Annotated in this window: 23 protein-coding genes; 15 read left to right on the top strand and 8 right to left on the bottom strand. The window is 63.8% G+C overall.

Annotated elements, in window-relative coordinates:
- Window positions 1–97: 97 nt before the first annotated feature.
- The 4 genes from modB to FBY03_RS14650 all read right to left on the bottom strand — a co-directional run bounded on the left by modB (window position 98) and on the right by FBY03_RS14650 (window position 3,153).
- On the bottom strand, window positions 98–787 hold the full coding sequence (gene modB / locus FBY03_RS14665; protein WP_147173107.1) for a molybdate ABC transporter permease subunit: 690 nt from the start codon (window positions 785–787) through the stop codon (window positions 98–100).
- On the bottom strand, window positions 774–1,520 hold the full coding sequence (gene modA, locus FBY03_RS14660) for a molybdate ABC transporter substrate-binding protein (protein WP_147173106.1): 747 nt from the start codon (window positions 1,518–1,520) through the stop codon (window positions 774–776). The genes modB and modA overlap by 14 nt, the downstream gene beginning before the upstream one ends.
- Before the next feature lie 23 nt (window positions 1,521–1,543).
- Window positions 1,544–2,305 (bottom strand): TOBE domain-containing protein, encoded by a 762-nt coding sequence (locus tag FBY03_RS14655; RefSeq protein ID WP_147173105.1) that lies wholly within the window; start codon window positions 2,303–2,305, stop codon window positions 1,544–1,546.
- A 110-nt stretch (window positions 2,306–2,415) separates the two neighbouring features.
- The gene (locus FBY03_RS14650; RefSeq protein ID WP_147173104.1) at window positions 2,416–3,153 is read right to left on the bottom strand and encodes a ComF family protein; all 738 of its coding nucleotides are present in this window, start codon (window positions 3,151–3,153) and stop codon (window positions 2,416–2,418) included.
- 224 nt (window positions 3,154–3,377) lie between these two features.
- Here FBY03_RS14650 and bioB point away from each other — a divergent pair, with 224 nt between their 5' ends.
- From bioB to FBY03_RS14595, 11 genes are all read left to right on the top strand, one after another.
- Window positions 3,378–4,430 (top strand): biotin synthase BioB, encoded by a 1,053-nt coding sequence (gene bioB / locus FBY03_RS14645; protein ID WP_147173103.1) that lies wholly within the window; start codon window positions 3,378–3,380, stop codon window positions 4,428–4,430.
- A 91-nt stretch (window positions 4,431–4,521) separates the two neighbouring features.
- On the top strand, window positions 4,522–5,709 hold the full coding sequence (gene bioF / locus FBY03_RS14640) for an 8-amino-7-oxononanoate synthase (RefSeq protein ID WP_147173102.1): 1,188 nt from the start codon (window positions 4,522–4,524) through the stop codon (window positions 5,707–5,709).
- Complete coding sequence (locus tag FBY03_RS14635) at window positions 5,702–6,433, top strand: alpha/beta fold hydrolase (RefSeq protein WP_147173101.1); 732 nt, start codon at window positions 5,702–5,704, stop codon at window positions 6,431–6,433. Before bioF ends, FBY03_RS14635 begins: the two co-directional genes overlap by 8 nt.
- On the top strand, window positions 6,426–7,241 hold the full coding sequence (gene bioC, locus FBY03_RS14630) for a malonyl-ACP O-methyltransferase BioC (protein ID WP_147173100.1): 816 nt from the start codon (window positions 6,426–6,428) through the stop codon (window positions 7,239–7,241). Before FBY03_RS14635 ends, bioC begins: the two co-directional genes overlap by 8 nt.
- A 105-nt stretch (window positions 7,242–7,346) precedes the next feature.
- Entirely contained in the window at window positions 7,347–8,036 is a 690-nt protein-coding gene (gene bioD / locus FBY03_RS14625) for a dethiobiotin synthase (protein ID WP_147173099.1), read from the top strand.
- Window positions 8,037–8,131: 95 nt separating this feature from the next.
- Window positions 8,132–8,431, top strand: coding sequence for a hypothetical protein (locus tag FBY03_RS14620; RefSeq protein WP_147173098.1), 300 nt, complete (start codon window positions 8,132–8,134; stop codon window positions 8,429–8,431).
- Window positions 8,432–8,670: 239 nt separating this feature from the next.
- A complete protein-coding gene (locus tag FBY03_RS14615) occupies window positions 8,671–9,402 on the top strand; it encodes a putative metalloprotease CJM1_0395 family protein (RefSeq protein WP_147173097.1) in 732 nt (243 codons plus the stop codon).
- Between the two features lie 167 nt (window positions 9,403–9,569).
- Entirely contained in the window at window positions 9,570–11,375 is a 1,806-nt protein-coding gene (locus tag FBY03_RS14610) for a phenylacyl-CoA dehydrogenase (protein ID WP_147173096.1), read from the top strand.
- A 185-nt stretch (window positions 11,376–11,560) separates the two neighbouring features.
- Window positions 11,561–12,853, top strand: a complete 1,293-nt coding sequence (locus FBY03_RS14605) for a diguanylate cyclase (RefSeq protein ID WP_147173095.1) — start codon at window positions 11,561–11,563, stop codon at window positions 12,851–12,853.
- 118 nt (window positions 12,854–12,971) lie between these two features.
- Window positions 12,972–14,768 (top strand): acyl-CoA dehydrogenase C-terminal domain-containing protein, encoded by a 1,797-nt coding sequence (locus FBY03_RS14600; RefSeq protein WP_147173094.1) that lies wholly within the window; start codon window positions 12,972–12,974, stop codon window positions 14,766–14,768.
- A 169-nt stretch (window positions 14,769–14,937) separates the two neighbouring features.
- Window positions 14,938–16,716, top strand: coding sequence for an acyl-CoA dehydrogenase C-terminal domain-containing protein (locus FBY03_RS14595; protein ID WP_147173093.1), 1,779 nt, complete (start codon window positions 14,938–14,940; stop codon window positions 16,714–16,716).
- On the opposite strand, the gene FBY03_RS23310 is transcribed toward FBY03_RS14595, so the two are convergent.
- Entirely contained in the window at window positions 16,667–17,002 is a 336-nt protein-coding gene (locus tag FBY03_RS23310) for an endonuclease (protein WP_256677938.1), read from the bottom strand. The two genes, FBY03_RS14595 and FBY03_RS23310, sit on opposite strands and share 50 nt — an antisense overlap.
- A 573-nt stretch (window positions 17,003–17,575) precedes the next feature.
- On the opposite strand from FBY03_RS23310, the gene FBY03_RS14585 reads away from it, so the two are divergent.
- Together FBY03_RS14585 and FBY03_RS14580 are read left to right on the top strand one after the other, a co-directional pair.
- Window positions 17,576–18,301, top strand: a complete 726-nt coding sequence (locus FBY03_RS14585) for an ABC transporter substrate-binding protein (RefSeq protein ID WP_147173092.1) — start codon at window positions 17,576–17,578, stop codon at window positions 18,299–18,301.
- A gap of 148 nt (window positions 18,302–18,449) precedes the next feature.
- Window positions 18,450–19,283 (top strand): AraC family transcriptional regulator, encoded by an 834-nt coding sequence (locus FBY03_RS14580; protein ID WP_147173091.1) that lies wholly within the window; start codon window positions 18,450–18,452, stop codon window positions 19,281–19,283.
- Between the two features lie 110 nt (window positions 19,284–19,393).
- Here FBY03_RS14580 and FBY03_RS14575 read toward each other — a convergent pair whose 3' ends face one another.
- The 3 genes from FBY03_RS14575 to FBY03_RS14565 all read right to left on the bottom strand — a co-directional run bounded on the left by FBY03_RS14575 (window position 19,394) and on the right by FBY03_RS14565 (window position 22,085).
- The gene (locus tag FBY03_RS14575) at window positions 19,394–20,323 is read right to left on the bottom strand and encodes an ion channel (RefSeq protein WP_147173090.1); all 930 of its coding nucleotides are present in this window, start codon (window positions 20,321–20,323) and stop codon (window positions 19,394–19,396) included.
- 114 nt (window positions 20,324–20,437) lie between these two features.
- The gene (locus FBY03_RS14570) at window positions 20,438–20,998 is read right to left on the bottom strand and encodes an NADPH-dependent FMN reductase (RefSeq protein ID WP_147173089.1); all 561 of its coding nucleotides are present in this window, start codon (window positions 20,996–20,998) and stop codon (window positions 20,438–20,440) included.
- A 178-nt stretch (window positions 20,999–21,176) separates the two neighbouring features.
- Complete coding sequence (locus FBY03_RS14565) at window positions 21,177–22,085, bottom strand: LysR family transcriptional regulator (protein ID WP_147173088.1); 909 nt, start codon at window positions 22,083–22,085, stop codon at window positions 21,177–21,179.
- A 192-nt stretch (window positions 22,086–22,277) separates the two neighbouring features.
- On the opposite strand from FBY03_RS14565, the gene FBY03_RS14560 reads away from it, so the two are divergent.
- Window positions 22,278–23,351, top strand: coding sequence for a polyamine ABC transporter substrate-binding protein (locus tag FBY03_RS14560; RefSeq protein WP_147173087.1), 1,074 nt, complete (start codon window positions 22,278–22,280; stop codon window positions 23,349–23,351).
- 54 nt (window positions 23,352–23,405) lie between these two features.
- Window positions 23,406–24,365, top strand: a complete 960-nt coding sequence (gene speB, locus FBY03_RS14555) for an agmatinase (protein ID WP_147173086.1) — start codon at window positions 23,406–23,408, stop codon at window positions 24,363–24,365.
- Window positions 24,366–24,647: the final 282 nt, after the last annotated feature.

Here is a 24,647-nt window from a genome sequence, read left to right as displayed (position 1 = left end):
TTTCGCGGCGAATAGCGAGCTATTTAACGAGAAAGAGCGGGGAAAATGGCCAAATCCGGCGTTGCCGCAGTAGGGCAACGTTAAGTCCGACAGACGCCTATGTGCGCATGGGCGCCGATCGGCGTGGGTCGCCCAGGCCGTAGACCAGCAACAGCAGGAGGAACGACAGGCCGAGCTGGAAGGCGGCCAGGCGGTGGGCGTCGGCGTAGCGCAGCGCTTCCACGTGCTGGAACAGGGCGATCGAGACCACCTGGGTTTCGCCGGGGATACTGCCGCCGAGCATCAGTACGACACCGAATTCGCCGAGGGTGTGGGCGAAACCCAGGGTCGCCGCGACCAGCAGGCCGCGCCGCAGCAGCGGCAGAATCACTCGGCGCAGGCGCTCCCAGCGGGTGGCGCCGAGACTGGCGGCGGCTTCCAGCAGGCTCGGCGGGATCTCGCGAAACGCCACGGTCAGTGGTTGCACGACGAAGGGCAGCGAGTAGATCACCGAGCCGAGGACCAGGCCGCTGAAGCTGAAGGCCAGTTGCTGCCCGGTCAGGGCGATCCAGGCCGAACCCAGCGAATTATCCGGGGCGAAAAGCACCAACAGGTAAAACCCCAGCACGGTCGGTGGCAACACCAGGGGCAGGGCCAGCACCGCGTCGAGTACCTGGCGCAGGCGGGTTTGCTTGCGCACACGCCAGGCCGCCAGTGGCAGGCCGAGCAGCATCAGCAGCGCGGTGGAGAGCCCGGCCAGTTGCAGGGTCAGCCACAGCGCCTGCCAGTCGCTATCAGTCAGCAGCACAACCAGCCTCGCCCGGTAATGCGTAACCCGCCGCCTGCAGGGTCGCCTGCTGAGTGTCGAAGAAGGCGGCGAAGCGTTCGGCGGCGCCCCGCCGCGCGTCCTTGGCGAGGATCAGGCGCTTCTGCACCAAGGGCTCATAGAGACTGGCATCCACCTGCTGATACTGCGCGCTGGGGGTTTTGGCCGCGGTCAACTGGCTGAGGGCAACCAAGCCGCTCGGCGCACTGCCACTGAGGATGAATTGGAAGGTCTGGCCAATGTCCTGGCCATACACCAGGCGAGGCTTGAGCGTCGCCAGTTGGCCACTGCGTTCGAGGGCTTGCAGGGCGGCCTTGCCGTAGGGCGCGGTCTGCGGCTGGGCAATCGCCACCTTGCCGGCTGGCAGGTTGTCGAGGCGCGCCGGCTGCCGCGGCGACCACAGGGCCAGGCGACCGCAGGCGTAGGTTCTGGCGTCTGTGCCGTGACCGTTCGCGGCGAGTTTGTCCGGGCGCTCGGCGTCGGCGGAGTAGAACAGGTCGAAGGGCGCGCCGCGTTGGATCTGCTCGAAGAAGGCGCCGCTGGAACCTCCGGCGATCTGTAGCTTGGTGCCGGTCTGTTGCTGGTAGTCGGCGGCGATCCGCTCCATTACCGGCAGCAGGTTGGCGGCGACGGCGATTCGCAGCGTCTCGGCAGCCTGCACCTGCTGGGTCGTCAGTAGGCCGGCGAGGACGCAGGGGAGAAGTGTTTTGTACACGGTGGTTGTGTCCTACCCAAGATTTAGACGGGGGTGCCGAGCAGCACCTGATTGGCGGCGAACTGCGCGCGTACCGGGTCGCTGGCATGCAGGTGCTGTTCACGCAGATGGCTGGGATCGACCAGCGCGCAGAGGGTCTGTCCACTGGCCAGGCCGATGCGCACTTCGCTGGGGCCGTCGGCCGCCGCAATGATCTGCTCGATCCAGCCCTGCAACTGGTTGCGCGTCGGATCGGCGGCACTCGACAGGGCGTTCAGTTCCAGCCAGCCGGCCTTGATCAAGGCGATCACCGGGCGATCTTCGGCGAGCTCGAGTTTTTCCGTGCTGTCGCGGGTGATCTGTGCCTGGATCTGCGCGCCGCCGGGCAGCTCGATCTCGATCAAGTCGTTACGCCCCTGCGGGTGAATCGCCCGTACCCGTCCGCTGAGCTGATTGCGCGCGCTGGTGCGCAGCATCAGGCGACCGAGCAGTTGCAGATCGTGGTCGTCCTCGGCCGCCAGCACCTGGGCCTGCAAGTTTTCCAGGCGTTTGTAGAGGACCAGCAGGCGTTCGCCCGCGGCGGACAGCTTGGCGCCGCCACCGCCTTTGCCGCCGACGCTGCGCTGGACCAGCGGCTCTTCGGCGAGGTTATTGAGTTCGTCGATCGCGTCCCAGGCCGCCTTGTAGCTCAGGCCGGCGGCTTTGGCGGCGCGGGTGATCGAGCCTTGCACGGCAATCTGTTCGAGCAGGGCCATGCGCTGCGGGCGGCGCGTGACATGCTGGGCGAGCGTGGTCATGAGGGTCATGTGGATGGCGCTATATGCTTTGGTATATAGCGCCGTAATGTGCGCGAGCCTGACCCTTGAGTCAATACCGTCGATTCTGGTCCGTGGTCAGGCGCGGCAGGGCTTGCGGTTTAACGGTCACCCGGTTTTGCGGTGCGCGCCAGGCAATACACATCGACTCGTGCAGCGCCGGCTCGTTTTAACAAGCGTGCGAGGCTTTCCGCAGTGGCGCCGGTGGTCAGCACATCGTCGACCAGGGCCAGGTGGCGGCCTGCTACCCGAGCGTCGGCAGATAGGGCGAAGGCGCGGCGCAGGTTGCGTTTGCGCGCGGCGGCATCCAGTTGCTGCTGGGCGGGGGTATCGGTCACGCGCTGCAGCCAGTCGGCCTGGTGCGGCAGCTGCAGGCTTTGGCCCAGCCACTGGCTGAGCAGCGTCGCCTGATTGAAGCCACGCTGGCGCTGGCGTCGCTCGGACAGCGGTACGGGCAGCAGCAGCTCTGGCTTGGCCAGGCCTTCATCGAAGGCATGCAGCAGATGATGTGACAAAAGTTCACCGAGCAGACGTCCCAAAGGCCACTTGGCCTGGTGTTTGAAGCGCGTGATCAGGCTGTCGACCGGGAAGGCGTAGCGCCAGGGTACTTCCACGCGGTGAAAACTCGGTGGCTGTTGCAGGCAGGCGCCGCAGGTCAGTCCCGTATGCACCAAGGGCAGGGCGCAGATCTGGCAGCGCCCGGCGAGCCAGGGCAGCTCGCTTTCGCAGCTGACGCAGAGCGCGTGCGCAGTGTCCGCCGGCTCATCGCAAAGCAAACAGCATTGTTTGATTTTTAACCAGTTGTAAACCTGTTCAAGTCGCTTGGGTTGACAGTGCATAAGGCTTCCATAATCATGCCGAACATCCGTGTCTGCCTGGCTACTCTAGCAGGCTGTTGCCGCTATCAGATCGCTGAAAAACTACTGCACTAGGCTATGCCGCGTTGAAGCCAGCCTCAAAATGCTCATGTACATCTCGTACATTGCCCTTTTTTACCTGGTTTCGCCTTGCCTAGCCGTCGCTCGCTACGTTTTTCAACGACCTGCACCATAAGGAATCATTCATGAGCGCTACCGCCGCCCCAATGCGTCACGACTGGACCCTCGCCGAGGTCAAGGCGCTCTTCCAGCAACCGTTCAACGACCTGCTGTTCCAGGCCCAGGGCGTGCACCGCGCGCATTTCGATGCCAACCGCGTGCAGGTCTCGACCCTGCTGTCGATCAAGACCGGCGCCTGCCCGGAAGACTGCAAGTACTGCCCGCAGTCCGGCCACTACAACACCGGGCTGGAAAAAGAAAAACTGATGGAAGTGCAGAAGGTGCTGGAAGCGGCCGCCGAAGCCAAGGCCATCGGCTCGACGCGCTTCTGCATGGGCGCGGCCTGGAAGCACCCGTCGGCGAAAGACATGCCCTACGTGCTGGAGATGGTCAAAGGTGTACGGGCCATGGGCCTGGAAACCTGCATGACCCTCGGCAAGCTCGACAAGGAGCAGACCGCTGCCCTGGCCGAGGCCGGCCTCGATTACTACAACCACAATCTCGATACCTCGCCGGAGTTTTACGGCAACATCATCACCACCCGCACCTACAACGAGCGCCTGGAAACCCTGGCCTACGTGCGCGACTCCGGGATGAAGATCTGCTCCGGCGGCATCCTCGGCATGGGCGAGACGCTGGACGATCGCGCCGGCCTGCTGATCCAGTTGGCCAACCTGCCGGAACACCCGGAGTCGGTGCCGATCAACATGCTGGTCAAGGTCAAGGGCACGCCGCTGGCCGATGAGCAGGACATCGATCCGTTCGACTTTATCCGCATGCTCGCCGTGGCGCGGATCATGATGCCGCAGTCGCATGTCCGCCTGTCCGCCGGTCGCGAGGCGATGAACGAGCAGATGCAGGCCCTGGCCTTCTTCGCCGGCGCCAACTCGATCTTCTACGGCGAGAAACTGCTGACCACCGCCAACCCGCAAGCCGACAAGGACATGCAGTTGTTCGCCCGCCTCGGCATCAAGCCGGAAGAGCGCGAAGAGCACGCCGACGAAGTCCACCAGGCCGCCATCGAGCAGGCGCTGGTCGAGCAGAAGAGCGGCGCGCTGTTCTACGACGCCACGGTCTGACCTTCTCGAACCTGTAGGAGCCAGCTTGCTGGCGATTCCGGTTAGCGGAAATCGCCAGCAAGCTGGTTCCTACGAATCATGCTGAGCCGTCATGTCTTTCGATCTCGCCACCCGTCTCGCCGAGCGCCGCGCCGCGCACCTGTACCGCCAACGCCCGCTGCTGGACAGCCCACAGGGGCCGCTGGTCAGGGTCGACGGCCGTGAGTTGCTGGCCTTCTGCTCCAACGATTACCTCGGCCTGGCCAATCATCCGCAGGTGATCGAGGCCTGGCGTGCCGGCGCGCAACGCTGGGGCGTCGGCGGCGGCGCCTCACATCTGGTGATCGGCCACAGCACCCCGCACCATGAACTGGAAGAAGCGCTTGCGGCTTTCACCGGGCGGCCACGTGCGCTGCTGTTCTCCACCGGCTACATGGCTAACCTGGGCGCCGTCACCGCGCTGCTCGGTCAGGGCGATACTGTGCTGGAAGACCGGCTCAATCACGCCTCGCTGCTGGATGCCGGCCTGCTCAGCGGCGCGCGCTTCTCGCGTTACTTGCATAACGATGCGCACAGTCTCGCCGGCCGTCTGGCTAAAGCCAACGGCAACACCCTGGTGGTGACCGACGGCGTGTTCAGCATGGACGGCGACCTGGCCGACCTGCCGGCGTTGTGCGCCGCAGCGAAGCAGCGCGATGCCTGGGTCATGGTCGACGATGCCCACGGCTTCGGCCCGTTGGGCGCCAGCGGTGGCGGTATCGTCGAGCACTTCGGCCTGGGCCAGGACGATGTACAGGTGCTGGTCGGCACCCTGGGCAAGGCGTTCGGCACTGCCGGGGCTTTCGTCGCGGGTAGCGATGAGCTGATCGACACCCTGGTGCAGTTCGCCCGCCCCTATATCTACACCACCAGTCAGCCGCCAGCGCTGGCCTGTGCGACGCTGAAAAGCCTGGAGTTGCTGCGCACTGAGCACTGGCGCCGCGAGCATTTGGCGACGCTGATTCAGCGCTTTCGCGCTGGCGCCGAAGCGATTGGCCTGAGCCTGGTGGACAGCCCGACACCGATCCAGCCGATCATGGTCGGGGACAGCGACCGCGCGTTGCGCCTATCGCAGATGCTGCGCGAGCGCGGCCTGTTGGTCACCGCGATTCGCCCACCAACCGTGCCGGCGGGCAGTGCGCGTCTGCGCGTCACCCTGTCGGCCGCCCACAGCGTCGCCCAGCTAGAGTTGTTGCTGGAGGCGCTGGCCGAGTGCTGGCCGCAACTGGCCACGGTTGAGGAGGACAAAGGCAATGCGTGATCGATTGATTCTGCTGCCGGGCTGGGGCCTGGGCACGGCGCCGCTGGAGCCCTTGGCCGAGGCCTTGCGCGGATTGGATGAACGCCTGCGGGTGCAGGTCGAACCCTTGCCGACGCTGAGCAGCAGCGACCCCGCCGAGTGGCTCGACGAGCTGGACGACAGCTTGCCGCCAGATGCCTGGCTGGGGGGCTGGTCACTTGGCGGCATGCTCGCCGCCGAGCTGGCTGGCCGGCGTGGCGAGCGTTGCCCCGGCCTGCTGACCCTGGCCAGCAATCCGCGTTTCGTCGCCGGCTCGGCATGGCCCAGTGCGATGCCAGCGGAGACCTTCGCCGCCTTCCGCCAGGGCTGCGCGACGGATGCGGCGGTCACCTTGAAGCGTTTCGCTTTGCTCTGCAGTCAGGGCGCGGCCGACCCCCGTGGCCTCTCGCGTTTGCTGCTGGGCGCGGCGCCCCAAGTAGCGCCCGACAGCCTGCTGGCGGGCCTGGATCTACTCGCCGCGCTGGATACCCGCGCGGCGCTGCAGAGCTTCGCCGGTCCGCAACTGCATCTGTTCGCCGGTCTCGATGGCTTGGTTCCCGCAGGCGCGGCGGCTGCGTTGTTGGCACTGTTGCCGGATGTCGAAATCGGCCTGATCGACACCGCCAGTCACGCCTTCGTGTTGGAGCGACCGCATGAGGTGGCGGCGGCGATCCAGGCGTTCCTGCATGAGGCCAGCGATGACTGAGTTGCTGCAGAACCCGCTGGACGGGCTGCCGGACAAACGTCAGGTCGCCGCCTCGTTTTCCCGTGCCGCGGACAGTTACGACAGCGTCGCGGCGCTGCAGCGCAAGGTCGGCAGCGAGTTGCTGACACGCGTGCCGGCACCGTTCAGCCCGCAACGCTGGCTCGATCTGGGTTGTGGCACCGGGCATTTCAGTCGGGCCTTGGCCGAGCGTTTCAGTGCCGCCGAGGGTCTGGCCCTGGACATTGCCGAGGGCATGCTACGCCACGCGCGACCACTGGGCGGGGCGCAGCAGTTCATTGCCGGCGATGCCGAGCGTCTGCCGTTGCAGGGTGCGTCCTGCGATCTGCTGTTTTCCAGCTTGGCGCTGCAATGGTGCGCGGATTTCCAGGCAGTGCTGAGCGAGGCGCATCGGGTGCTGCGTCCGGGTGGCGTGCTGGCGTTCAGCAGCCTGTGCGTCGGCACCCTGCAGGAGCTGCGCGACAGCTGGCAGGCGGTGGATGGCTTCGTCCACGTCAACCGCTTCCGCCGTTTCGCCGACTACCAGGGCCACTGCGCCGCCAGTGCCCTGCAGCTCCTCAGTCTGGATACCCAGGTGGAGGTCATGCACTTCCCCGATCTGCGCAGCCTCACCCACGAACTCAAGGCCCTCGGTGCACATAACCTCAATCCCGGCCGCCCCGGCGGCTTGACCGGGCGTGCGCGGATGCGCGCCCTGCTCGAAGCCTACGAGCGCTGCCGTCAACCACAGGGCCTGCCGGCGACCTATCAGGTGGTCTATGGCGTGTTGCGCAAGGAGCCTCGGGCATGACTGCCGCGTCTTTCGTCATCGGCACCGATACTCCCGTTTTCGTCAGCGAGTCGGCAAGACCCGCAACGCGGTCGATAGACAACCCCAGTGCGAGGGAGGTTTGATATGGCCCAGGCCTACTTCGTCACCGGCACCGACACTGAAATCGGCAAGACCACCATCGCCGCGGGCCTACTGCATGCGGCGCGAATGGCCGGCCTGTCCACCGCCGCGTCTAAACCGGTGGCCTCCGGTTGTCTGCAGACCCCTGACGGCTTGCGCAACGACGACGCCTTGGCCCTGCTCGGCGAGTGCACCCTGGCGTTGGACTATGCCGAGGTCAATCCGCTGGCGTTCGCGCCGGCCATCGCTCCGCATCTGGCGGCGCGTGAAGCCGGGGTACTGCTGGATGTAGCGGCTTTACGTGAGCCGGTGCGGCACATTCTGGACAAAGGCGCCGACCTCACCCTGGTCGAAGGTGCGGGGGGCTGGCGCGTACCTTTGGCCGGCCAGGCGAACTTGTCCGACCTGGTGATCAGCCTGGGTTTACCGGTGATTCTGGTGGTCGGCGTGCGCCTGGGCTGCATCAACCAAGCCGTGCTAAGCGCCGAGGCGATTGCCCGCGATGGTCTGGAGCTGGCGGGCTGGGTAGCCAATGTGATCGACCCGCAGACCTCGCGCCTGGAGGAGAACCTCGCCACCCTCGCCGAACGCTTGCCAGCACCCTGTCTGGGGCAGGTGCCGCGCCTGGAAATAGCCACCCCGGCGGCCGTGGCGGGGTATCTCGACCTGAGTCTGTTGGCACTCGGGCTATAAGCAGGCCTTTTGCCATAGCCTTTTTCCCGTACGGGTTCTGCGCGTTTTCTGCTTCAATACAAGGCAATACTGTCCTTCCACTGCGGAGTTTGTGCATGGAAATCACCGGTAACGCCTTCAGCTCGGGTGTCAGCACCATTCAGTCCGGTCAGCGACGCGTCGAGCAGGCTGCCAGCGATATCGCCACTAATGCCTTCACTGCGCCGCCACAGACGGCACAGCCCGCGCGACAGAGTCAGGTCAATCCCTCCGCCGAAGCGCCCGCCGAGAATCGCCCGGACCTGACGGAAAGCCTGGTGGCGCTACGCGTCGGCCAGCACGAAGCACAGGCCGGCGCGAGGGTGGTCAAAACCGCAGACGAAGTGCTCGGGACCTTGATCGACACCACGGCTTAACGGGGCGGTTGAGCCGGTAGCAGCTGATGCTTAGGGTTATCCCCGTTTCTGGCGGAGTACCTAGCTGATCCTGGTGAGTGCGGGGCGTAGCGCATCAACCCTATTGTGTAGTTGCCAGCGGCTGATCGCATTTTCCTTGGTCTCGGAAGCGACTTGGGAGCTTGCCGGACTTGAGCGTCCGCAGTAGGGCTGAGTTAAGCCCGACAGGCTCTTACGCTCCTTGGGTAAGGAGGGACTCTATGCAGATTGTCGGCACGTCCTCATATCCTCTACTCGCAGGGGTGACACGGCCGGCGCAACCACTGTCCGCCAATGTCTCGCCCGACGTCTCGCAGGACTTGACCCGCGCCGCCCAGGCACCGGCAACTCCGGCACCCTCACTGGAGGGGCCGCAATCGCCCTCTGCTCGTGAAGAGGCGGATAAAGCCCCCGGCCAGCCTTCCCGCAAGCCCGATAGCAGCCCCGCGCAACAGCGCGGCGAGCAACTGGAAATCGCCGAAATGGTTAGCCGTGATCGGGAGGTACGCGCTCATGAACAGGCGCATGCCGCTGTGGGTGGCAGCTATGCCGGGGCGCCCAGCTACACCTATAGCCGTGGCCCGGATGGTCAGCGCTATGCCGTAGGTGGTGAGGTCAGCATCGATACCGCTGCGGTGTCGAACGATCCACAAGCCACCTTGAGCAAGATGGAGGTGGTCGTACGGGCGGCATTGGCGCCGGCCGAACCCTCCTCTCAGGATCGCAGCGTAGCGGCGCAAGCTCAGGCGCAGATGGCGCAGGCGCGTGTCGAGTTAGCCGAGTTGCAGCGTGACGCAGCCACGGAGAAGACGCGCGCAGAACCGGCAGATCAGGCACCCCAGGAGCAGCCGAGCGGCCTACAGGAACCGACGCGGCAAACCCAGCCTCTGGCTATTTACCGAGGCTTTGCTGAGTCCGCGATATCGGGGCGGTTGATCGATTTCGTCGCGTAGTGAGAGAAATGCAGGTGCTTGACAAGGACTGGTTCTAAACGTATGTTTCAAACACATGTTTGATTGTTTGCTTGCCGAGAGGTAATCAAACAGTTGGGAGCAATCCCGAACACGGCCGCTAGCCCGGTCACCTGAATACTAGGAACCCACCGCAGAGGTTACTCGCTATGCCTGATTACAAGGCCCCCTTGCGTGATATTCGTTTCGTACGTGACGAACTGCTCGGTTACGAAGCGCATTATCAGAGCCTGCCGGCTTGCCAAGACGCTACCCCGGATATGGTTAACGCCATCCTCGAGGAAGGCGCCAAGTTTTGTGAGCAGGTACTGGCCCCGCTGAACCGCACCGGTGACATCGAAGGGTGCACCTGGAGCGAGTCCGGCGTTAAAACCCCGACGGGTTTCAAAGACGCTTACCAGCAGTATGTCGAAGGTGGCTGGCCGAGCCTGTCGCATGACGTCGACCACGGTGGCCAAGGCCTGCCGGAGTCCCTCGGCCTGGTGCTGAGCGAGATGGTCGGTGAGGCGAACTGGTCGTGGGGCATGTACCCGGGCCTGTCGCACGGCGCGATGAACACCCTCGCCGAGCACGGTACCGATGAGCAGAAGCACGCCTACCTGACCAAGCTGGTGTCCGGCGAGTGGACCGGTACCATGTGCCTGACCGAGCCGCATTGTGGTACCGACCTGGGCATGTTGCGCACCAAGGCCGAGCCGCAAGCCGACGGTTCCTACAAGGTTTCCGGTACCAAGATCTTCATCTCCGCCGGTGAACACGACATGGCCGATAACATCGTCCACATCGTGCTGGCCCGCCTGCCCGATGCACCGGCCGGCACCAAGGGGATCTCCCTGTTCATCGTGCCGAAGTTCCTGCCTGATGCCGAAGGCAATGCCGGCGAGCGTAACGGTGTGTCCTGTGGCTCGATCGAGCACAAGATGGGCATTCACGGTAACGCCACCTGCGTGATGAACTTCGACAGCGCCACCGGTTACCTGATCGGCCCGGCGAACAAAGGTCTGAACTGCATGTTCACCTTTATGAATACCGCTCGCCTGGGCACAGCGCTGCAAGGCCTGGCTCACGCCGAAATCGGTTTCCAGGGTGGTCTGAAGTACGCTCGTGAGCGCCTGCAGATGCGTTCGCTGACCGGCCCGAAAGCGCCTGAAAAAGCCGCCGACCCGATCATCGTGCATCCAGACGTGCGGCGCATGCTGCTGACCATGAAAGCGTTCGCCGAAGGCAACCGGGCGATGGTGTACTTCGCTGCCAAGCAGGTCGACATCGTCAAGTACAGCGAGAACGAAGAAGACAAGAAAGCCGCCGATGCGATGCTGGCCTTCATCACCCCGATTGCCAAGGCATTCATGACCGAAGTGGGCTTCGAGGCCGCCAACCACGGCGTGCAGATCTATGGTGGTCACGGCTTTATCGCCGAGTGGGGCATGGAGCAGAACGTGCGCGACAGCCGGATTTCCATGCTGTACGAAGGCACTACCGGTATCCAGGCGCTTGACCTGCTGGGTCGCAAGATCCTCATGACTCAAGGCGAAGCACTCAAAGGCTTCACCAAGATCGTGCACAAGTTCTGCCAGACCAACGAAGGCAACGAAGCCATCAAGGAATTCGTCGAGCCGTTGGCCAAGCTGAACAAGGAGTGGGGCGAAGTCACCATGAAGGTCGGCATGGCCGCGATGAAAGATCGCGAAGAAGTCGGTGCCGCTTCCGTGGACTTCCTGATGTACTCCGGCTACGCCTGCCTGGCCTACTTCTGGGCCGACATGGCACGCCTGGCTGCCGAGAAGCTTGCCGCTGGCACCAACGAAGAAGCCTTCTACAAGGCCAAGCTGCAGACTGCGCGTTTCTACTTCGCACGTATTCTGCCGCGCACCCGCAGCCATGTTGAAACCATGCTGTCCGGCGCCAGCAACCTGATGGATATGGACGAAGAGCACTTCGCTCTGGGCTACTAAGCCTTAGTTCGACTTCGGGTCGAAAGCCGCGCTCCTTTGGGATCGCGGCTTTTTTTATGGCTGTGTTGTGGCGAGGAGCAGAACCGTCGCGACTTCGATTTACGCGCTAAGCTCCGTGCGTAACGCGTCGACGACTGGCAAAATGCCAGTCGTCGTCTTGTCTCGGCCTGCCCGTGGAGTTTGTTTTGTCGCACCTGGCTGCTGTGCGCCTCAGTCACTTCCTGCCTTCGCTGCTGTTGCTCGGTGCAGGGCTGGTCGCTGTCAGCTTGCCGCGCCTGAATGAGTTCTTCATTTCGCTGTTCAACGTCTTGCCGACGCTGTTGTTGTTACTCGGCGGCGCCTTCTGTCTGGTCTACGGTCGTCAGCGTGAGTTGTTCTTGCTGCTGGTGCTGTACCTGTTCTACTTCCTCCTGGATATCCAGCTCGATCACTACCGCGCCGTAGGCCGGGTGCGCCCTGACGCCGCCTTGGTTTTCCACCTCAGTAGTTTGCTGTTGCCGCTGCTCTATGGGCTGTACGCGGCTTGGCAGGAGCGCACGCATCTGGCTCAGGACCTGATCGCCCGCGCCGCCGTTTTGCTGGCAGTCGGAGGCGTCGCCCTGGCACTCGAACAGCGCTACCCCGAGGCGCTGCTGCAGTGGCTGTCGGTGATTCGCTGGCCGGCACTACATGGCGAGTGGATGAGCCTGGTGCAACTGGCCTATCCACTGTTCGTACTGGCTTTTCTCCTCTTGCTGGTGCAATACCTGCGCGCGCCTCGACCCTTGCATGCCGCACAGTTGGTAGGGTTGCTCGGCCTACTGTGGATGCTGCCGAACACCTTCATCGTGGCGCACGGCCTGCACGTGATGAGTAGTCTGGTGATGCTCATACTGGCGGCGGCGGTCGCCCATGAAGCCTACCAAATGGCCTTTCGCGACGAGCTGACTGGGCTGCCGGGGCGGCGTGCGCTGAACGAGCGCCTGCAACGATTGGGCCGCAGCTATGTGATTGCCATGGCCGATGTCGATCACTTCAAGCGCTTCAATGATACTCACGGCCATGAGACTGGCGACCAGGTGCTGCGTCTGGTCGCCAGTCAGCTGCGCAAGATTGGCGGCGGAGGCAAGGCCTACCGTTATGGCGGCGAGGAGTTCACCCTGGTGTTTCCCGGTAAAACCCTCGAGGAATGCTTGCCACACCTGGAGCAGGTGCGCCAGGCGGTTGAAGAGTACCGCCTGCAATTGCGCGACACGTTCAGCCGCCCACAGGACGACAAGCAAGGTCGCCAGCGCCGCGGCAGCGCGGCCGCTACCCAGGTCTCGGTGACGCTGAGCATGGGAGTGGCCGAGCGTGGGGCGGAGCAGCGCAGCCCGGAAGCGGTGATCAAGGCCGCGGACCAGGCGCTGTACGGTGCCAAGAGTGCCGGGCGCAATTGCATTCGTATCCATGGTCAACGGCACCGCGGTGCGATCAAGCTGATGGGCGCGGGCGGCTGAGTCGAGCCATTTATGGCGGCGCATTCAGCGCTCGCACGGTGATTGTCCTCAGGCACCCAGTAGCAGTAGCGTGGGAGTATTAATCCGCGCCCTGCGCGCCTGCTGACGGAGAACGACCATGCCCGAGTACAAGGCCCCCCTGCGCGACATGCGCTTCTTGATCGACGATGTCTTCGACTTCCACGGCAGCTACGCCGCCCTCGGGGCTAGCGATGCGACGCCGGACATGGTCGACGCGATCCTTGAGGAAGGCGCTAAATTCTGTGAGCAGGTGCTGGCACCGCTCAATCGTTCCGGTGACGAGGAAGAGTGTCAGTTCGACAACGGCGTGGTGACCACGCCCAAGGGCTTCAAGGAAGCCTTTGCCCAGTACGCCGAAGGTGGCTGGATGGGCTTGGCCACCGACCCGAATTACGGTGGCCAGGGGCTGCCGCACTCGCTCGGCTTGCTGATCAGCGAAATGGTCGGCGCCAGCAACACCTCATGGGGCATGTACCCGGGCCTGACCAGCGGTGCCATGTCGGCGATCCATGCCCACGGCACGGAAGAGCAGAAGCAGGCCTACCTGACGCGCATGACCGCAGGGCGCTGGACCGGCACCATGTGCCTGACCGAAGCGCATTGCGGTACCGACCTGGGCATCATCAAAACCCGCGCCGTGCCCCAGGCGGATGGCAGCTATGCGATCACCGGCAGCAAGATTTTCATCTCGGCCGGTGAGCACGACATGAGCGAGAACATCGTCCATTTGGTGCTGGCCAAACTGCCCGATGCGCCGGCCGGTACCAAGGGGATTTCACTGTTTATCGTGCCGAAATTCCTGCCCGATGCGCAGGGGGAGGCGGGTGAGCGTAACGCCGTGTCCTGCGGTTCGATCGAACACAAGATGGGCATCAAGGCCTCGGCCACCTGCGTGATCAACTTCGATAGCGCCAAGGGGTTTCTGATCGGTGAGGCCAACAAGGGTCTCAACTGCATGTTCACCATGATGAACCACGCCCGCCTGGGCACTGGTATGCAGGGGCTGTGCCTGGGCGAAACCAGCTTCCAGGGCGCGATCAAATACGCCAATGAGCGTCTGCAAATGCGTGCCTTGAGCGGGCCTAAGGCGCCGGACAAACCGGCCGATCCGATCATCGTGCACCCGGATGTGCGGCGCATGCTGCTGACCATGAAGGCCTTCAACGAGGGCAACCGGGCGCTGGCTTATTTCACCGCGCAGCTGTTGGATACTGCCCACCTGAGTGCTGACGCTGAACCGCGTGAGGAGGCGGAAAATCTGCTGGCCTTCCTCACCCCGATCTGCAAGGCCTTCATGACCGAAACCGGCTTGGAAGTAACCAACCACGGCATGCAGGTGTTCGGTGGCCACGGTTACATCCGCGAGTGGGGCATGGAGCAGCTGGTGCGCGATTGCCGCATCGCACCTATCTATGAAGGCACCAACGGCATTCAGGCGCTCGATCTGCTCGGCCGCAAGGTGCTGGGTAGCCAGGGCAAGCTGCTGAAAGGCTTCAGCAAAATCGTCCACAAGTTCTGTCAGGCGCAGGCCGAGCATCCGCAGCTCAAGGGCTATGCGGGCCAGTTGGCGACGCTGAACCAGCAGTGGAGCGAACTGACGCAGAAGGTTGGACTGGCGGCGATGAACAATCCAGATGAGGTCGGCGCCGCTTCGGTGGACTACCTGATGTTTTCCGGCTACGTCATTCTGGGTTACTTCTGGTTGCGCATGGCACTGGTCGCGCAGGACAAGCTGGCGGCGGGGACCGGTGAGGCGGCGTTCTACCAAGCCAAGCTGGCCACCTGCGAGTTCTATTTCAAGCGCCTGCTGCCGCGTACCGCCGCGCACCTGGCTGCGGCCGAGGCCGGCAGCGCCTGCATGATGGACTTGCCGGCCGAGCACTTCGCGCTCTGACGAATGGTCGCGGTTCCAGGAAGCCCGCCGTTTGGCGGGCTTCTACATGAGGCTGGCGGGTCGACCTGATTAGACTATTGGGTCATAACACGACCCTATATGTCTTAAAAGTTGTTGAGTTAAACTCCGAACCCTACTGCAAGCCCGTTGGTTCGTTCGAGGATTCCCCATGGCTGACTACAAAGCTCCCCTGCGTGATATGCGCTTCGTACTCAATGAAGTGTTTGAAGTGTCCAAGCTATGGGCCGAACTGCCTGCTCTGGCCGAGGTGGTGGACGAAGAGACCGCCAACGCCATTCTCGAAGAGGCTGGCAAGGTGACCGCGGGCGTGGTTGCGCCGCTGAACCGTAGCGGCGACGAAGAAGGCTGCTCCTGGGACAACGGCGCGGTGAAGACCCCGGCCGGTTTTCCGGCGGCGTATAAGACCTACGCCGAAGGTGGCTGGGTCGGCGTCGGCGGCGACACACTGTTCGGCGGCATGGGCATGCCCAAGGTGATCTCGGCGCAAGTCGAGGAAATGGTCAACTCGGCCAACCTGTCCTTCGGCCTGTATCCGATGCTCACGGCCGGCGCCTGCCTGTCGCTGAATGCTCACGCCAGCGAAGAGCTGAAGCAGAAGTACCTGCCGAACATGTACGCCGGTACCTGGGCCGGTTCCATGTGCCTGACCGAGCCGCACGCCGGCACCGACCTGGGCATCATCCGCACCAAGGCCGAGCCGCAGGCTGACGGCAGCTACAAGGTCAGCGGCACCAAGATCTTCATCACCGGCGGCGAGCACGACCTGACCGAGAACATCATTCACCTGGTCCTGGCCAAACTGCCCGACGCCCCGGCCGGTCCGAAAGGTATCTCGCTGTTCCTGGTACCCAAGTTCATGGTGGGCGCCGACGGCTCGCTGGGCGAGCACAACGCCCTGTCCTGTGGCTCGATCGAGCACAAGATGGGCATCAAGGCCTCCAGCACCTGCGTGATGAACTTCGACGGCGCCACCGGCTACATCATCGACGCGCCGAACCGTGGCCTGGCGGCGATGTTCACCATGATGAACTACGAGCGACTCGGCGTCGGCATTCAGGGCCTGGCGACCGGCGAGCGCTCCTACCAGAGTGCCATCGAATACGCCCGCGAGCGTATCCAGAGTCGTGCGCCGACCGGCCCTGTGGCCAAGGACAAAGCCGCCGATCCAATCATCGTGCACCCCGACGTGCGCCGTATGCTGCTGACCATGAAGGCGCTGAACGAAGGCGGTCGTGCCTTCTCCAGCTACGTCGCCATGCAGCTGGATACCGCCAAGTTCAGCGAGGAGCCGGCCACCCGCAAGCGCGCCGAGGAGCTGGTGGCGCTGCTGACGCCGGTGGCCAAGGCCTTTCTCACCGACCTCGGCCTGGAAACCACTATCCACGGTCAGCAAGTGTTCGGCGGTCATGGTTTCGTCCGAGAGTGGGGCCAGGAACAGCTGGTGCGCGATTGCCGCATCACCCAGATCTACGAAGGCACCAACGGTATCCAGGCCCTCGACCTGGTCGGGCGCAAGGTGGTTGGCAGCGGCGGTGCGTTCTACAAGCACTTCGCCGAAGAGATCAAGGCCTTCACCGACTCCTCCGACAGCAGCCTGAGCGAGTTCACCGAGCCGCTGAAAGCCGCCATCGCCAACCTCGAGCAGATGACCGCCGACCTGCTGGAGCGCGCCAAGTCCAACCCGAATGAAATCGGCGCGGCCTCGGTCGAGTACCTGCACGTGTTCGGTTACACCGCTTACGCCTACATGTGGGCATTGATGGCCAAGGCCGCACTGGGCAAAGAGGCTCAGGACGACTTCTACGCCAGCAAGCTGGGCACCGCGCGCTTCTACTTTGCGCGCATCCTGCCGCGGATTCATTCGTTGAGTGCCTCGGTCAAAGCCGGCAGCGAGAGCCTGTACCTGCTGGACGCCGCGCAGTTCTAGTGGTTGAGTGCTGAACTGGGAACCCCGCTGCTGCGGGGTTTTTAGTAGGGGGTGCTTGATTTTTGATCAGGCTATCGACCCGCGCCGGGTCATCGATAAAATTGTTGAGCGTACCTTGCCGGTTGGCGATCTTGTCGTTGCGCGCTTGCTCCTCGGCATCTGGCGGATCCATTCGGTGCCACTCTTTGTACATCTGAAGCGCGCCGACTATGGGTAGGTGGTACTCGTAGTGCCTATAGACGATCGCCCGGGCAATGTTGCCTTTGGCCGCGTCGCGAGGCTCCATCTGCGGGTGGCTGGCCTTCAGGTCGCAGCCAAGCCCTGCGAACTTGATCGGTATGGTGTTTGCGTCGAGCCTGTTCGACACGGGTCAGGGCGGGATAGAGGTTATGCAGGTCGGCGGCGATATAGGGAGTGCACGGCTTCATGATGCTGCACTGACGCTTGGTGGCGCGATGTTGGACGGAGGTGCTGTAAGCCATGGCTTACAGCACGCGCTGCCGATCGCCACTGTTACCCCTTGGAGGGGCTGAGTAATCTGTTACTCAAGGACGTCGCGCAGGAAGCGCAGATTAACCAAAAGGGATACGCTGGATTGCCGCCAGGATGGTGCGCAGATCAAGGATGTCAGCACTCAGTCTGCAAAAGCCCCGCACCAGCGGGGTTTTCTTTTTTCGGCGTTCGGCCAACCCGGTGGCCGAACATACCTCTGCTATTCATTGCATCGTTCTGCTCGGCTTGGTGCTGGCGTTGACTAGCTGTAGGGGAAGTACACTGTGGCGCATCGAAGTAGCCGAGCCTTCCTTCCATGTTGACCCCGCTCGCCCAGTGCGCTCCCCGAACGGCCAGGCTCGTTTGCTTGCTGCTGGCCGCCTTTAGCCTGAGCCTCATCCCCGCTACGGTTGCTGCACAGACATATAGCGTGGGGGTGGAGGATGTCGATTATTTCCCGATTTTTTCGGTGGCCCCGCCGGATCATCAATATCGCGGCTATGCGCGCGAGTTGCTGGACCTGTTCGCCACACACGAGAAGATCACCCTGCGTTATGTGCCATTGCCAGTGCGGCGGCTCTACCACAACTATTGGGCAGGCCAGCTCGACCTGGTGTTCCCCGATAACCCGCTGTGGAGTGAACCCGGTAAGCCAGAGGACTCCATCAGCTACTCGCAGCCGTTGCTGGCGTTCCAGGATGTGATGCTGGTGATGCCGGCGCGGTTGGGGCAGCCGCTACAGCGTTTTCGCAAGCTTGGCTTCGTTCGCGGTTTCACCCCATGGAAGTTCCACGCTGAGATTGCCGCCGGCCAGGTGGAAATTCATCGAGCGCCTAACCCGGAAGGGCTGATCTGGATGACCCTGGCCGGTTATATCGATGGTGCCAATATGGCGCAGCAAGTGGCTCGCTATCACTTGGCCCGGCAGGGCCGACCGGATGCGCTGGTAGCAGAGCCCAGGCTACTGGCGCTCAGCGACAGCCACTATTACCTGTCGAGCATCCGCCATCCCGAGCTGATCCAGCGTTTCGATGCCTTCCTGCGCAGTGAGCAGCGCGCCGTCGCTGCGCTGAAGGCCAAGTATGGTCTGTAAGGGCTCTCGGGCGCTCGCGGTTGCGGCCGATGGACTCGGCGGCATCTCGACCGGCTTTTGCCTCCAAGGCCGGCAACGGGCCGCAAGAGCGATCAAGTGCATCCGCCAGGGTGATCCCGTACTGCAGGCGACTGTTTGAGGAGTGGACATGGACCCCGTGGGCAAAGCGCTCTGGCTGATCGAGACTGAGCTCGAAGAGCCGCTCGACCTGCAACGCATTGCCAGTGTCTGCGGTCTGTCGCGCTTCGGTCTGGCACGAACCTTCGCCTGCGCGACCGGCTGGTCGGTGATGCGCTACGTGCGGGCGCGGCGCTTGAGCCGGGCGGCGCATCGTTTGGCGGACGGGGCACCGGACATCCTCGGCGTCGCCCTCGAGGTGGGTTACGGCTCCCACGAGGCTTTCACCAGCGCGTTCCGTAAGCAATTCGGCCTCACCCCCGAGGCGCTGCGAAATAGCGGCACGCTGTCTGGAATTGAATTGAGGGAGGCTATGCGCATGCAACCGACACACAGCTTCGAGCTGCCCGAACCGCGTCTGGTGGACGAGCAGGAACTGTTGATCGCCGGACTCGGCGAGCGCTTCACCACCGAGCGCGCCCAGGGCATCGCCGCGCTCTGGCAACGCTTCGTGCCGCATATCGGGAGGGTACCGGGACAACAAGGCGGGGAAACCTACGGTGTTTGCTGCAACCCGGACGAGGATGGCAGCTTCGAGTACATCGCTGGCGTCCAGGTGACGCGCAGCGACGGCCTGCCCGAGGGCTGGCGCCATATACGCCTGCCGGCCCGACGTTACGCGGTGTTTCTCCATCGCGGGCATATCTCCAGCATCCACGAGACCTTCGCCGCGATCTTCCAGCGCTGGCTGCCGGCCTCGGTCCTGGAGGTGGCGGACGCCCCGGAGTTCGAGCGTTACAGCGCGGATTTCGACCCCATGGCCGGCACCGGCCAGGTAGAGGTCTGGGTGCCGCTGAAGGTCTGAGTCCCTGATGCTGCAGTGCTGCGCCTTGCCATAGCCTGCTATGACTCGGCGCAGCGCTTTGCCTCAGCACCTCAGTTATCCGAGCTGGAGTCAACCCACTAGGCGTGCGGCTAGCGGGTCATCTTCTTGACGAATACCACCACGAACAATGCCATGGTGAAGCTGCCGACAAACGCTTCGAAGGCGGCAATCGGGCGGGCTAAACCGTGCGGGCTGATGTCGCCGTAGCCCAGGGTGGTGAAGGTCACCACACTGAAATAGAGGCAGCCGAGCAGGTCCAACAGGTTGCTCAGCAGGCTGCCTTCGAAGGCAATGCCCATGGGCCGGTCACCCTGATGTACGCCGACCAGGAAATACAGCAGGCCGCAGAAGCCGATCAGCCCCAGGGAAAACAGCACCACGTTCAACGGCTTCTCACCGTAGCCGCTGAACAGGTCGACCAGCCAGGACAGCAGGCGTTTGCTCGAATAGCGCGGCATTTGCAGGCGGCGCATGACCATCTCGCGGTGGAAGAACAGCCCGGCTTGTTCGAACAGGCCGGCCTTTTCCAGGTGCAGGCGCAGGTTGCGGTAGGTCTCCTCGGCCTCCTGAAAGAGTTGAAGGGCGGCTGCGCTGTTGCCAGTACGCAGCAGCTCGCGGCCTTTGCGCTCTTGCAGCAGCTGGCGATCCCAGATGATGTTGTCCAGGCGAGCCCCCTCCAGGCGAATGCCAAGCAGGTTGCAGTCGCGCAGGTCGGCACAGTGCAGGTTGGCGTGACGCAGGTCGGCCTTCATCAGCGAGCTGCCGCGCAGGTCGAGGGCAAACAGATGGGCGCTCTGCAGATTGGCGCGGTACAGGTCGGCGTTGTGCAGTACATAGCCGTGGTGACTGCCATGGTTGACCAGGTCGATGCCCGCCAGCTCGGCATTCTTCAGTTGGAAATCGGACATGGGCTGGTCGCTCTGGGCACGCCGCCGCAAGGCGGCGCACAGGTCGGCGACTTGGCGTTTGTCCTGGCTGGTTTCCTTCCAGAAGCTGTCTTCGTCCTGTGTCGGGTTCATCTGCTAACCCTCCGGAGCCGTCAGGCAGCTGGGTATCTCCGCGGCAGTGTACGAAGTCGAGAGTTGCGCCAGCCAGCGGGCCGCAGCCCACGAGCAGTGGCGCTGTCTGACGGATCAGCCCGGGACGTGCTGCGCCACCCAGGCCGCATAGGCATTGATGAATTTTTGCAGGAACGGCTTGATGCCGTCGCCGAGCATCCCGGCTTCCTCGAAGAAACTGCCGGCGCCCCCCAGGTAGGCTTCCGGCTGCTGCATCATCGCGACGTCGAGAAACACCATGGATTGACGCAAATGGTGGTTAGCGCCGAAGCCCCCTACCGCGCCCGGCGAGGCGCTCAGCACCGCGCCGGGTTTGCCGCTGAAGGCACTCTGACCGTAAGGGCGCGAGCCTACGTCGATGGCATTCTTCATCGGCGCGGGCACCGAACGGTTGTATTCCGGGGTGACGAACAGCAGCGCGTCGGCCGCTTTGACTTTGGTTCGGAAGCGGGTATAGGTCTCGGGCGGCCGCTCGCCATCGATGTCTTCGTTGTACAGCGGCAGATCGCCGATCTCGACAATTTCCAGCTTCAGCGATGACGGTGCCAGTTCGGCTAACGCCAGGGCGAGTTTGCGGTTGATCGAGGCTTTGCGCAGGCTGCCGACCAGCACGGCGACGTGGTAGACCTTGCTCATGATGATTCCTTGCACGCTGTGGACAGGGGGGAGCCAGTACCGGCTTGAACTAAAAACTATAGACCGCCGCGCGCACCAGGCGCTTGTCGTTGCGTAGCCGATCAGGGGGCGGACGCTCCCGCCAACAGCCGTTGGCTTGCCACAGGCCTGCCAGCGTTACCGTTGCCGGCGGCTTCGCTCATGCCCCAGGCGTTTGCGCAAATGCGCCGAGCAGGTCCGCGACAAACGCCTGCTGCGCTTCGCTCGGTTGGCGGCCGCGATGGCTGCTCAGGTGAAACTGCACGCTGAAGCCGAGCCGTTCCGGCAACAGCGCGCGCAGCAGGCCGCGCGCTTCCCAGGGGGCGGCGATGTGCTGGGGCAGGTAGCCGATGTGAGCGCCCGAGAGAAGGAATGCCAGGGTGCCTTCGACCTGTTCGCTGTGCGCACTGCTGGCGGTGGTTTGCCAGGGTTCGTCGCGTTGAATGAAGCGGTAGGGGTGATGCACGCCGTCCTCATCCTGCAGCTGCGCCAGGCTCACGTCGGGTTGCTCGAATAAGCGATGGCCGGCGCCGCAGTACAGGGCCTGTGTCTCCTCGAATAGCGGCAGGTAGTCGAGTGCGGTCTGGGTGCCGGAGAAATAGCCGATGGCCAGGTGCAGTTGATCCTGCAGCAGGCGCCGCTCCAGTTCGGCGGGCATGGCGCTGAGCAGTTCGATCTGCACCGCCTGGTTGCGCTGGCGAAAGCGCCCGATGGCGGCGCCGATCCGATTCAACACCTGGGCGTCGAGGGCCTCGGACAGGCCGATGCTGAGCGTGCCCAGCAGTTTGTCGGCCATGCCCTGGGCCTCGCCCTTGAAGGTCTCGAGGGCGGCGAACAGTCGGTGCGTGGCCAGCAGCACCTGTTCGCCCTTGGGGGTCAGGCGGAAGCCAGCCTTGCCGCGTTCGCACAGGCGGAAACCCAGGCGCGTTTCCAGCTTGGCCATCTGCGTGCTGATGGTCGACTGGCCGATTCCCAGATCACCCTGGGCGGCACTGAAGCCGCCGCTCTCCACCACGGTCACGAACAGCCGCAGCAGTTGCAGGTCGAGGTCGCGTACTTGGCTGAGCATGGCGGCTCCAAACATTGATAGTTATCGATGCCAAAGTAGATCACTTCATATTTATTCAAAGCAATACCGGGCGCAGGATGATTCCAGCGTTTTCGTAGGAGCCAGCTTGCTGGCGATTTCTCTCTGTTGAAGATCGCCCGCACGCGGGCTCCTACCCAAGCAAACCGATTCGCCAGAAGAGAGGAATCCGCCATGCGCCTTGCCGCCAGCCTGTTACTGATCGCCTGCGCCCTGCCGCTGCAGGCCGAGGAGCAGGTGCTGAACATCTACAACTGGGCCGACTACGTGGCGCCGCAGGCGCTCAAACGCTTCCAGAGCGAAACCGGTATCCGGGTCAAATACGACACCTTCGACAGCACCGAGGTGCTCGACAGCAAGCTGCTCACCGGCGGCAGTGGCTACGACGTCGTGTTTCCGGCCTCCAGCGGTCTGGCCCGGGCGATTCAGGCCAAGGCCGTGCAGCCGGTCGGCGCCTTGAGCAATGCCGCTAACCTCGACCCCGAGCTGTTGGCCAAGCTGGCCAGCGTCGACCCCGGCAACCGCTACGGCGTGCCCTACACCTGGGGCACCGTCGGCCTGGGCATCAACCAGCAGGCGGTTGAGCAGCGTTTGCCGGGTGTGGCGCTGAACAGCCTGGATCTGCTGTTCAAACCGGAGTACGCCAGCAAGCTGAAAGACTGCGGCATCGCCGTATTGGATTCGCCGCAGGAGGTGATTGCGATCGCGCTGAACTACCTGGGCAAGGACCCCTACAGCACCGCCGCCGCCGACCTCAAGGCCGCGCAGCAGTTGCTCGCCCAGTTGCAACCGAACCTGCGCTACATCGGCAGCGGCAAGCATATCGACGACCTGGCCAAGGGCGAGATCTGCCTGGCGCTGACCTACACCGGCGACGCCGGCATGGCCGCCGCCCGCGCCGCCGAGGCCAAGCAGTCGTTCGCGGTGCTGTTCCGCATTCCTGTGGAGGGCACGCTGATCTGGTTCGACACCATGGCGATTCCGGTCGATGCGCCGCACCCGCAGGCCGCCCGCGCCTTTATCGATTACATGCTCAAGCCCGAGGCGATCGCCGAACTGACCAACGCGCTGTATTTCGCCAACGCCAACGCGGCTTCCGCGCCCTTGCTGGATGAGGCGGTCAGCGGCGATCCGGACATCTACCCGCCGGCGGCGGTGCGCGCCAAGTTGTTCCCCGAGCAAATCCAGAGCCTCAAGCAACAGCGTCAGCGCACCCGCTTGTGGACCGCATTCCGTAGCCAGTACTGAGCGCGCCCGGCAGCGGGCGCCGAATTTCTATCCAAGTTGTGAGGACCGTAAACCATGGATCAAGCCTACGAAAACGACCAGGCGATGACCCGCGACAGCCTGTATGGCACGGCGGCCGAGCCGACCTACGCCGGCATCACCAGTTTCATGCGCCGGCGTTACAGCCGTGACCTGCGCGGCGTCGATCTGGTGGTCAGTGGCGTGCCGTTCGACACCGCCACCACCAACCGACCCGGCAGCCGCTTCGGCCCGCGGGCGATTCGCGCCGCCTCGGTGCAGTCGGCCTGGGCGCGGCATTTTCCCTGGGAATTCGACCCCTTCGACCTGCTGGCCTGCATCGACTACGGCGACTGCTACTTCGACCACGGCACGCCGCAGGACACTCCGGCGCTGATCGAGGCGCATGCCGACAAGATCCTCGCGGCCGGCTGCGCCATGCTCACCCTGGGCGGCGACCACTTCATCAGCTACCCGTTGCTCAAGGCGCATGCCAGGCAGCATGGCGCACTGGCGCTGATCCACTTCGACGCGCACAGCGACACCTGGCCGGACGCAGAGGGCGCGCGCATCGATCACGGCACTATGTTCTACCACGCCGCCCGCGAGGGCCTGGTCGACCCGGCGCGCTCGGTGCAGGTCGGCTTGCGCACCACCAATGACGACGTGATGGGCTTTCAGGTGCTGGATGCCCGCGAGGTGCATCGACAGTCGCCGGAGCAGATCGCCGAGCGCATTCGCGCGCGGGTCGGTGAGCATCCGGTGTACCTGACCTTCGACATCGACTGCCTCGATCCGGCCTTCGCCCCCGGCACCGGCACCCCGGTGTGCGGTGGCCTCAGCACCCATCAGGCGCTGGAGATCCTGCGCGGGCTGCGCGGCATCAACCTGGTCGGCATGGACGTGGTGGAGGTGGCGCCGCCCTATGACAGCGCAGAAGTCACCGCCCTGGCCGGCGCCACCCTGGCGATGGAGATGATCTGCCTGTACGCCGCGCGCCATAAACTGAAGGCCTGAGCGACCTCCGCCTTCGGCGCCAACCCCGGCGCCGTGCCGTTTCCAGCCCCGCACAGCCATACAGGTTGTCCGGGGCTGTTGGTTTTTCTGGCCATCCTAAGCGGCGGTGACTCGGGGTTTGCGCTCCCCGGCCTATATATTGCCTAGGGTCTGTTGCCGTTTCATTCGCGGCCGCGCCGTAGCTTGTTTTTGCGCGAGGCAAGGCACGAGGAGCGCGGTTTGGTTGTTCCAAATGAGCGACGAGAAACGCCGCATCGCGCAAAAACAGGCCCGGCCCTTCGG

It is taken from the genome of Pseudomonas sp. SJZ079, assembly GCF_007993865.1.
Lineage (GTDB): Bacteria > Pseudomonadota > Gammaproteobacteria > Pseudomonadales > Pseudomonadaceae > Aquipseudomonas.
The sequence above is the reverse complement of the archived record's forward strand: the minus strand, read 5'-3'. Positions and strand labels throughout refer to the sequence as shown.

Bases quoted from the DNA above. Each gene is read 5' to 3' on its own strand.
- FBY03_RS14655 (WP_147173105.1), bottom strand. From the start codon at position 2,305: ATGACCCTCATGACCACGCTCGCCCAGCATGTCACGCGCCGCCCGCAG.
- FBY03_RS14650 (WP_147173104.1), bottom strand. From the start codon at position 3,153: ATGCACTGTCAACCCAAGCGACTTGAACAGGTTTACAACTGGTTAAAA.
- bioB (WP_147173103.1), top strand. From the start codon at position 3,378: ATGAGCGCTACCGCCGCCCCAATGCGTCACGACTGGACCCTCGCCGAG.
- bioF (WP_147173102.1), top strand. From the start codon at position 4,522: ATGTCTTTCGATCTCGCCACCCGTCTCGCCGAGCGCCGCGCCGCGCAC.
- FBY03_RS14635 (WP_147173101.1), top strand. From the start codon at position 5,702: ATGCGTGATCGATTGATTCTGCTGCCGGGCTGGGGCCTGGGCACGGCG.
- bioC (WP_147173100.1), top strand. From the start codon at position 6,426: ATGACTGAGTTGCTGCAGAACCCGCTGGACGGGCTGCCGGACAAACGT.
- bioD (WP_147173099.1), top strand. From the start codon at position 7,347: ATGGCCCAGGCCTACTTCGTCACCGGCACCGACACTGAAATCGGCAAG.
- FBY03_RS14620 (WP_147173098.1), top strand. From the start codon at position 8,132: ATGGAAATCACCGGTAACGCCTTCAGCTCGGGTGTCAGCACCATTCAG.
- FBY03_RS14615 (WP_147173097.1), top strand. From the start codon at position 8,671: ATGCAGATTGTCGGCACGTCCTCATATCCTCTACTCGCAGGGGTGACA.
- FBY03_RS14610 (WP_147173096.1), top strand. From the start codon at position 9,570: ATGCCTGATTACAAGGCCCCCTTGCGTGATATTCGTTTCGTACGTGAC.
- FBY03_RS14600 (WP_147173094.1), top strand. From the start codon at position 12,972: ATGCCCGAGTACAAGGCCCCCCTGCGCGACATGCGCTTCTTGATCGAC.
- FBY03_RS14595 (WP_147173093.1), top strand. From the start codon at position 14,938: ATGGCTGACTACAAAGCTCCCCTGCGTGATATGCGCTTCGTACTCAAT.
- FBY03_RS23310 (WP_256677938.1), bottom strand. From the start codon at position 17,002: ATGGAGCCTCGCGACGCGGCCAAAGGCAACATTGCCCGGGCGATCGTC.
- FBY03_RS14580 (WP_147173091.1), top strand. From the start codon at position 18,450: ATGGACCCCGTGGGCAAAGCGCTCTGGCTGATCGAGACTGAGCTCGAA.
- FBY03_RS14575 (WP_147173090.1), bottom strand. From the start codon at position 20,323: ATGAACCCGACACAGGACGAAGACAGCTTCTGGAAGGAAACCAGCCAG.
- FBY03_RS14570 (WP_147173089.1), bottom strand. From the start codon at position 20,998: ATGAGCAAGGTCTACCACGTCGCCGTGCTGGTCGGCAGCCTGCGCAAA.
- FBY03_RS14565 (WP_147173088.1), bottom strand. From the start codon at position 22,085: ATGCTCAGCCAAGTACGCGACCTCGACCTGCAACTGCTGCGGCTGTTC.
- FBY03_RS14560 (WP_147173087.1), top strand. From the start codon at position 22,278: ATGCGCCTTGCCGCCAGCCTGTTACTGATCGCCTGCGCCCTGCCGCTG.
- speB (WP_147173086.1), top strand. From the start codon at position 23,406: ATGGATCAAGCCTACGAAAACGACCAGGCGATGACCCGCGACAGCCTG.